4 protein-coding genes are annotated in these 8,377 nt (G+C 44.8%); 3 read left to right on the top strand and 1 reads right to left on the bottom strand.

The window, feature by feature from the left end:
* Positions 1–93: 93 nt before the first annotated feature.
* Entirely contained in the window at positions 94–3,801 is a 3,708-nt protein-coding gene (dnaE, locus tag QME03_RS11155; protein ID WP_281724404.1) for a DNA polymerase III subunit alpha, read from the bottom strand.
* A 248-nt stretch (positions 3,802–4,049) separates the two neighbouring features.
* On the opposite strand from dnaE, the gene QME03_RS11150 reads away from it, so the two are divergent.
* The 3 genes from QME03_RS11150 to QME03_RS11140 all read left to right on the top strand — a co-directional run bounded on the left by QME03_RS11150 (position 4,050) and on the right by QME03_RS11140 (position 7,267).
* A complete protein-coding gene (locus tag QME03_RS11150; RefSeq protein WP_232227217.1) occupies positions 4,050–4,433 on the top strand; it encodes a hypothetical protein in 384 nt (127 codons plus the stop codon).
* Between the two features lie 297 nt (positions 4,434–4,730).
* Positions 4,731–6,791 carry a TonB-dependent receptor plug domain-containing protein gene (locus QME03_RS11145; RefSeq protein ID WP_281724403.1) on the top strand — a complete coding sequence of 687 codons (2,061 nt, stop codon included), beginning with the start codon at positions 4,731–4,733 and terminating at the stop codon, positions 6,789–6,791.
* Between the two features lie 146 nt (positions 6,792–6,937).
* The gene (locus tag QME03_RS11140) at positions 6,938–7,267 is read left to right on the top strand and encodes a heavy-metal-associated domain-containing protein (protein WP_025815654.1); all 330 of its coding nucleotides are present in this window, start codon (positions 6,938–6,940) and stop codon (positions 7,265–7,267) included.
* Positions 7,268–8,377: the final 1,110 nt, after the last annotated feature.

Here is an 8,377-nt window from a genome sequence, read left to right as displayed (position 1 = left end):
ATACAAGATGCCGACAAGAAAATAAAAGATGTAAGGAAACAACACAAAAACAAGAGTTCTGGAAACATTGTGGTCTAACTTCCGATTTGGGGGTTAATTCACCTTATAGTTCATATTGGGGTCGCCCTCCACGTAGTTCACCAGTGTGCGTTCCACTCTTATTGGTGGAATGTTCGATCTAAGCAGTAGCGTGTTGTGTGTTTCGGTGTCGAACACCTCAAAATACAATTCTGTTTGTCCAGGCGAGTCGCTCACCATTGTCACAATGTCGTTCACCATTCTTTGGTCGATGTGCTCGCTGTCTACCATTATCGTAAATCGCTGCACACGTTTTTCGAATGTTGTTTGCAAATATTCTATGCTCAGCACCTGCAAATCAACAAACTTACTTCCCTCATATTTCTGTGTAAACTTGCATTTCACAAAGAGAGTGCGGCCCACTTCGAACATACCGTTCCATCGTCCCCATTCCTCTCCAAAGAAAGCCAGTTCGCCCGAACCCGAATAATCTTCGATGGTAACAAAGCCACAGGGCTTGCCAGTCTTGGTTACAGCCGAGCGGGTGTTGGTAACCATGCCTGCAAATGTCACTTCTGTCTTTTTCAGCAGTTCCATTTTGTCTTCCAATTCGTTGCATCCGGTGTTGCACATGGCGTTGAGCACAATCTTATAATCGTCTAAGGGGTGTGCCGAGAGATAAATACCCACCAGATCGCGTTCTTTGTTAAGGCGTTCTATGCTGCTCCATCGTTCGGCTTGTGGCACTGGTGGCGTTGCCACTTCCACGGCATTGCTTTCGCCGAAGAGCGAATTGCGCATTTGCTGTTGTTCCATTTGGAAGAGCTGACCGTAGCGAGTGATGTTGTCGATAAAGGTTGCACCCTTGTTGTCGGTGCCAAAATAGCTCTCGCGTGCAATGCCCAGACTGTCAAAGCCGCCACTAAGCGCCAAGCTTTCAATGGCCTTTTTGTTCACAGCGCTAAGGTTCACGCGTTGCACCATGTCAAACACCGAGGTGTATGGCCCGTTCTTTTCACGTTCTTGTATAATGGCTTGTGCTGCTGCGTCGCCCATGCCTTTGATGGCACCGAGTCCAAAACGTATCTCACCATGTTTGTTAACACTAAATTTTATGCGCGATTCGTTTACGTCGGGACCAAGTGTTTTGATGCCCATTGCTCGGCATTCGTCCATAAATTTGGTGATATCGGAAATGTTAGCAAGGTTTCGGCTCATCACGGCAGCCATATATTCGGCTGGATAATGCGCTTTGAAGTAGGCCGTTTGAAAAGCCACCCACGAGTAGCATGTGGCATGACTCTTATTAAAAGCATACGAAGCAAACTTCTTCCAGTCTTCCCAAATCTTGTTGAGCACTTCCTTTGGGTGTCCGTTTTTCATTCCGCCCTCATAGAACAGTGTCTCCAACTTATCCATCTGTGCAATAAGTTTCTTACCCATGGCCTTTCTTAGCGTGTCGCTTTGTCCGCGAGTAAAGTTGGCCAGCTGCCTAGAGAGCAACATCACCTGCTCTTGATACACCGTGATACCGTACGTATCTTTGAGATACTTCTCCATGCAAGGGATGTCGTACTTCACTTTTGAGGGGTCGCGTTTGCGCTCAATAAAGTCGGGTATGTAGTCCATTGGCCCTGGGCGATATAGCGCATTCATGGCAATGAGGTCTTCGAAGACCGATGGTTGCAGCTCGCGCAAGTATTTTTGCATACCAGCCGACTCAAATTGGAATGTTCCAATCGTTCTTCCTTCGCAATACAGCTGGTAGGTTTTCGGGTCATCAATGGGTATTTTCTCCAAGTCTATGGTCTTTCCCGTAGATATGCGCACGTTTTCCACGGCTTCTTTCAGGATGGAAAGCGTCTTCAGTCCCAAGAAGTCCATCTTGATAAGTCCCGTTTCTTCGATAACGTGCCCGTCGTATTGGGTACAAAGCAGCTTATGTCCTGGGTCGGCTTTATCTTCTGCTGTCGAAACAGGCACCCAGTCGCTAATGGCGTCGCGGCAAATAATGGTTCCACAGGCGTGAATACCCGTTCCGCGCACTGTTCCTTCAAGCATTTTGGCATACATCATGGTGTTGCGCAGGCCCTCATCGGCCGATGCTTCAGCTTCGCGCAGTTCGGGAATGGCCTTTATGGCATTGGCCACACTCATTTTCAAGCCATCGGGCAATTTGTCGGGGATTAGCTTACACAAGTCGTTTACAATCTTGAGTGGCACTTTTTCCACACGTCCAACGTCTTTAATCGAGTTTTTCGTGGCCATTGTTCCATAGGTAATGATGTGCGCCACCTTGTCGTGTCCGTATTTATCTTCCACCCATTCCAGCACGCGCCCGCGTCCGTCGTCGTCAAAGTCGGTATCAATATCAGGCAACGAAATACGGTCGGGGTTAAGAAAACGTTCAAACAGCAAGTCGTATTTTATGGGGTCTATCTTTGTTATGCCCAAACAATAGGCCACAACCGAGCCTGCTGCCGACCCACGTCCCGGCCCAACCATCACGTCCAATTCGTTTTGTGCCGTGTTGATAAAGTCTTGCACGATGAGGAAGTAGCCAGGGAAACCCATTGTTTTCATAATGTGCAATTCGAAGTTTACGCGTTCTCGCACCTCTTCGGATAGTGGGTCGCCATACAAGCGCTTAGCGCCATCGTAGGCCAGTTTAGCCAGATAGTCGGCTTCAAACTTAATTCTGTATAGCTTTTCGTATCCGCCAAGCTTTTTAATCTTCGATTTGCCCTCTTCGGGTGGCAGTTGGTTTTCGCCGTTTTCGTCGCTCGTAAACTCGTCGTAGAGTTCTTGTTCTGAGATGCGCTCCCGCCATTGTTCCTCTGTTCCAAAGTCTTCTGGTATGGGGAAGAAGGGCATGATGGGCGAATGGTCGATAGAGTAGGTTTCCACCTTGTTCAAAATCTCCACCGTGTTGCGCATGGCTTGTGGCAAGTCGCCAAACACCTCATTCATTTCTTCGCGCGTTTTAAACCATTCTTGCTTTGAATAGAGCATGCGTGTGGGGTCGTCTAGGTCTTTGCCAGTCGACAAGCACAGCAGGTGGTCGTGTGCTTCGGCATTCTCTTGGTCAACAAAATGCGCATCGTTCGTGCATACCACCTTGATACCCATCTCTTCTGCCATTTCCAACATCACCTTATTGGCGCGCTGTTGCAGCGGAAAAGCCTCGCGATTGGCGCGGATGTGCGGGTCTTTCACCTCATGTCGTTGCAATTCCAGGTAATAATCATCGCCAAACACACGGTGATACCATTGCGCGGCCTCGCGTGCGCCCTCCATATCATTTCTTAATATCTTGCGCGGAACTTCTCCGGCGATGCATGCCGAGCAAACAATCAGCCCTTCGTGATAAGTCTCAAGGTCTTCGCGGTCGGTTCTTGGGCGCATGTAATAGCCGTCAACCCATGCCCTCGACACCAGTTTTATCAAGTTTTTATATCCCGTGTAGTTCTTTGCCAGCACAATAAGGTGGTAACCACTCATGTCTCCGTTCTCCTTCACCTTGTCTGTTTTGCGATGTCTTGCCACATACATCTCGCAGCCAATGATGGGTTTAAATTCGGGTAACCCTTCCTCTTTGCGCTTTCCGTTAACCTTTTTGCAATAGTTAAAAAACTCTTTTGTGCCGAACATGTTTCCATGGTCGGTAAGGGCCATGCCACTCATGCCGTTAGCAATAGCCTTATCTACCAGGCGTTGTATGCTCGATTGCCCGTCTAGAATAGAATAATATGTGTGTACGTGAAGATGAACAAAGTCTTCCATTTTGTCTTTCTTGTTTCCTGCATAATTAAATTTCAGCTTCAAAGTTACGCCATTTAATCCACATCAGCAAGCGAAAGTAAAAAACAATGTTCTAAAAAGGCGTTTCTGCATGGTCTTAAATTCCGTTCTCACAGGCGTAGCATGATGCTAGCACATGGTTGTTTGCATGGATAGGGGGCGAAAAAAATATAAAAAAGTGAGCACTTGTTTATGGTGTTAGAGATTTATTATTTAACTTTGCAATGCTAATGATGAAGAGAACAACAAACATAATACTCTCTTTCATACTCTCTTTAATGATTGTGTGGATTGGTTCGGGCATCATGACCGTGGTGTGCGAACATACTGGTAGTGTGTCTGTTGCCCATCAGTCTTCTAAAAGGCATTGCAATGATGCCGATGCTAACCATTGCATGAGGCTGCAAATAAGAACCTTGTCGCCTACAGACATGGTGCCAACTGGTTTTCATCATCTGCAGCCCGTGTTGCTTTCGTTGCTTCCGCAGCTTGTAACGCACTACGATTTATTGCCTTTGCCTGTTTGTGCAAGGGCATCTTGGAGAATGTCGCATCCGCTTGTGCATGGTACCAAACGGCAATATCTCCGGTTACTTACAACACTTTTAATTTGATTTTGTTGTTTCCCGTTGCTTTAAATTTAAGTAATGGAAGGCCTTTTGTGCCTTTTTGCGTCATGCAAGAAGGGATAATTGTGCCAAATTATCAACGCTATTGATACCAAATCCTCGCCTTATGCTGTGGGTTGTTTAGCTTGTGCACGCAAGCGTCTAGTCTTATGGACAACCATTATCTGTCTTTAATCTGTTTTTGATTAGGTCGCTAGGGTAGTAGTAGGCGCAAAGTCTCACCAGTTTTTGGAGCCGTGGTTTGTGGTATCATCAACTTTATAAACAACAAAATCAAACCAAATGAATAAACTGATATATTTATCGGGCATCTCACTTCTGTTTGTTATGCCTGCTGCAGCACAGCAAGTAACCGCCGATACTGCTGCAATAATGAAAGAACACACCCTGTCTAACGTCACCATTACAAGTCGTAAGGCAACCATGCGCTCGCTTAAAGGCGCACTTAATGGCAAAGACATCTCGCGCGACGAACTTTTTAAGGCTGCTTGCTGTAACCTTGGCGAGAGTTTTGTGACCAATCCTTCGGTAGATGTAAACTACACCGATGCCACCACCGGCGCTAAGCAAGTAAAAATGTTGGGCCTGAGTGGCACTTATGTGCAAATGCTAACCGAAAATCTGCCTAATTTTCGCGGTGCTGCATTGCCTTATGGTTTGGGCTATGTGCCTGGAAACTGGATGAAAAGCATGCAGGTGAGCAAAGGCAATTCGTCGGTGAAGAATGGATACGAAGCCATAACCGGACAAATAAATGTGGAATATGTAAAGCCCGAAGACGAAAAAGGACTCTCGTTAAATCTCTATGGTAGCACCATGGGGAAAGTTGAAGCCAATGCTGATGGCAATATTCACATCAACGGCAATAAAAATCTTAGCACAGAAATATTGGCGCACTTCGAGAATAATTGGAACCACAGCGATGGTAATGGCGATGGATTTCAAGACGACCCCCAAGTTAAACAATTCAACTTGCAAAACCGCTGGTTCTGGAAAGCGGGCAACTACATGCTACATGCTGGCTTATCGCTTTTAAAAGAAGACCGAACCAATGGGCAAGTAGCTGGAGCGTTGCCCTTGTATGGTGGCACAGCACCTTACCGAATTGACATTGGCACACAGCGATACGAGGCTTATATGAAACATGCCGTTATACTTAATGCCGCACATGGCACAAACATCGCCTTACTGGCTAATGCATCTCTACATAAGCAAGATGCACTTTATGGCATAAAACAATATGATGTGAACGAGAAAAGTGCCTATGCATCGCTAGTGTTCGAAACCGATTTCACACCCAAACACAATCTCTCTGCAGGTTTGAGCCTTAATCACGATTATCTGCGCCAAAGCTTAACTTTGCCTTTAGGTGCTGTTGCTGCCAATTATGGCAATCTCTATCCCATGGAACGTGGCTTAGAAAGCGAGACAACACCTGGCGCATACGTGCAATATACTTACAATCTCAACAATCATCTCGTGGCGATGGCTGGCTTGCGCTTAGATCATAGCAATGTGTATGGCACGTTCTTTACTCCGCGTTTTCACCTTAAATGGATGCCCGCACAGTTCCTCACCGTTCGTCTTTCGGCTGGCAAGGGTTATCGTAGCCCGCACGCACTGGCCGAAAACAATTACTTGATGGCTTCTGGGCGTAGGCTTATTATAGACAACTTGAAACAAGAAGCGGCATGGAACTATGGCAGTAGTCTAAGCTTTGTTATCCCTATAGGCAAACAGGCGCTTAAGCTGAACGCCGATTATTATTATACCCATTTCTTAGAGCAGGCTATAATAGACTACGACTCCAATCCTGAAGAACTGCGCATAACCAATCTTAATGGTAAAAGCTACTCGCACACTTTCCAAGTAGATGCTTCGTATCTTTTCTTCAATAGTCTTGAGCTTACAGCGGCCTATCGTTATAATCTCGTTAAAACCACTTATGGCCAACAACTTTTGTGGAAACCATTGCAAAGTAGGTATAAAGCTCTGCTCACTGCTAGCTACAAAACACCGCTTGCACTATGGCAGTTTGATGCAACGGCGGTGTTGAATGGGGGTGGCAGAATGCCACAACCTTACACCATGGCATCGGGAAATCTCTCGTGGCAGCCCAATTTTAAGGCTTATCCACAGCTTAACGCGCAGGTTACGCGTTATTTCAAACATTTCTCGGTGTATGTGGGTGGCGAAAATCTCACTAATTATAAGCAGCATAATCCCATTATTGGTTTTAGTAATCCATGGGCTAACAGCTTTGAACCTACTATGGTTTACGGACCCGTGCAAGGGGCGATGGCTTATATTGGCATCCGAATTAATCTGGGGCAACGCCTTTAATGGCACAGTAGCGCTAATGCCGCAATACTGAATGTTTAGTGCCTGCCCTTAACAACTCCTTTGAATCATAAAATAGAATAAAAATCATCACTAAGGGTGGGTGTGCTGAGCGTTAGTTCGGCCACCGCCCATAAACAAACAAAGACATGAAGAAGTTATTTTTTACGATGCTGCTTTTTATGGTAGCCATGATTGCAGCCGCCAAGGATTTTAAAACCGTTGTGTTTACCACCACTCCGCAGATGCATTGCCAAAGTTGCGAAGCCAAAATTAAAGGCAATCTCCGCTTTGAAAAAGGGGTGAAAGAAATTAAAACAGATGTTGAGGCCCAAAAGGTTTACATAACCTTCGACCCTAAAAAGACTACTGAGGAGAAATTGCAAAAGGCATTCGAGAAGTTTGGTTATAAGGCTGAAAAAACCGATAAAGATGCCAAGATTCCCGTACATGGCGACGAACAATGTGAGAATATGTAGTAAACCCTCTAAAAAACTACGCTCCATGTAAAAGCTGTCTGAACAAAATATGCTAAGATGGCTTTACATCGGGGCGTTTTTTATTTCTCTTTAATTGTTGTTTTATTCTTGTTTATAGTAGCTGGCTTTGGAGAAATGTAAAATATATGGCAGATATTTTAACATTGTGAGTGGCTTTTTTATCACCAACTGCCAACTCGCTCGCAAATAATCCATTCTCGCGAGGGGTTGTTTTTGTATAAAAAGAAGTTGGATGGTGTATCTTGGTAAAGCGGATTTTAGAAGAGATAAACCGTGCTTTTTATGAATTTTCGAGCTATTTGCACCAAAATGCAATGCTAACTCCTACAAAACGCAGTGCTATCTCCTACAAAATGCAGTGCTATCTCCTACAAAACGCAGTGCTATCTCCTGCAAAACGCAAGGTAAAATGCAGCAAAACGCAGAACAAAATGCTATGTTTTGCAGATCGTAGAGAGATTTTTTGTCTAAAAAATGATACGTGGATTACGTGTTTTTGGACTGAAAAGTGGCGTAAAAAGTGGGTTTTTACCACAAAAAATCGGTTTTTGGGGAGGCGAAAAATGGCGAGTCAAACGCCAAATAGAACGCCCAAAAGGTACAAAAAGACGATTTTGTGCTTAAATCTGATGTAAAGCAAAACGTAAGAGACGAGAATTTGAACAAAATATTGAGCTTTTTAGCTCTAATTTTCGCTAGAATTGTTGTTTTGGAAGGTTTGTGTTGTAAAATAATAATACTAAATTTAACAAAGTAGATACACCTGTGCACTTGCAAATAGTGGCTATGCTTTTAGTGGGTTTAAGCATAATGCTATTTTTTCTAGCTGCTTTTGTTCAGGATGGTTTTATTGTTCATGGTTAATTGAGGGGGGATTGTGCAAGTAACAAACACGATGAAGGTGCAGTTAGTGCAAGATGGAGACTAAACATAAGTTGGCAAACCCTCGTGCAGTGTGGGGCAACGGTGTTCTTTGCAGGCTCAACACTTTTAGCCATCAAAGCCGTGCAATACCATTACGTAAAGAATAAGTTTACCCGTTGGCGGAATTACAATGTAGCTATAATGATATATAAAAAGTTGCACATA

It is taken from the genome of Hoylesella shahii (assembly GCF_937990675.1).
Classification (GTDB): domain Bacteria; phylum Bacteroidota; class Bacteroidia; order Bacteroidales; family Bacteroidaceae; genus Prevotella; species Prevotella shahii.
The sequence above is the reverse complement of the archived record's forward strand: the minus strand, read 5'-3'. Positions and strand labels throughout refer to the sequence as shown.

Bases quoted from the DNA above. Each gene is read 5' to 3' on its own strand.
- dnaE (WP_281724404.1), bottom strand. From the start codon at position 3,801: ATGGAAGACTTTGTTCATCTTCACGTACACACATATTATTCTATTCTA.
- QME03_RS11150 (WP_232227217.1), top strand. From the start codon at position 4,050: ATGATGAAGAGAACAACAAACATAATACTCTCTTTCATACTCTCTTTA.
- QME03_RS11145 (WP_281724403.1), top strand. From the start codon at position 4,731: ATGAATAAACTGATATATTTATCGGGCATCTCACTTCTGTTTGTTATG.
- QME03_RS11140 (WP_025815654.1), top strand. From the start codon at position 6,938: ATGAAGAAGTTATTTTTTACGATGCTGCTTTTTATGGTAGCCATGATT.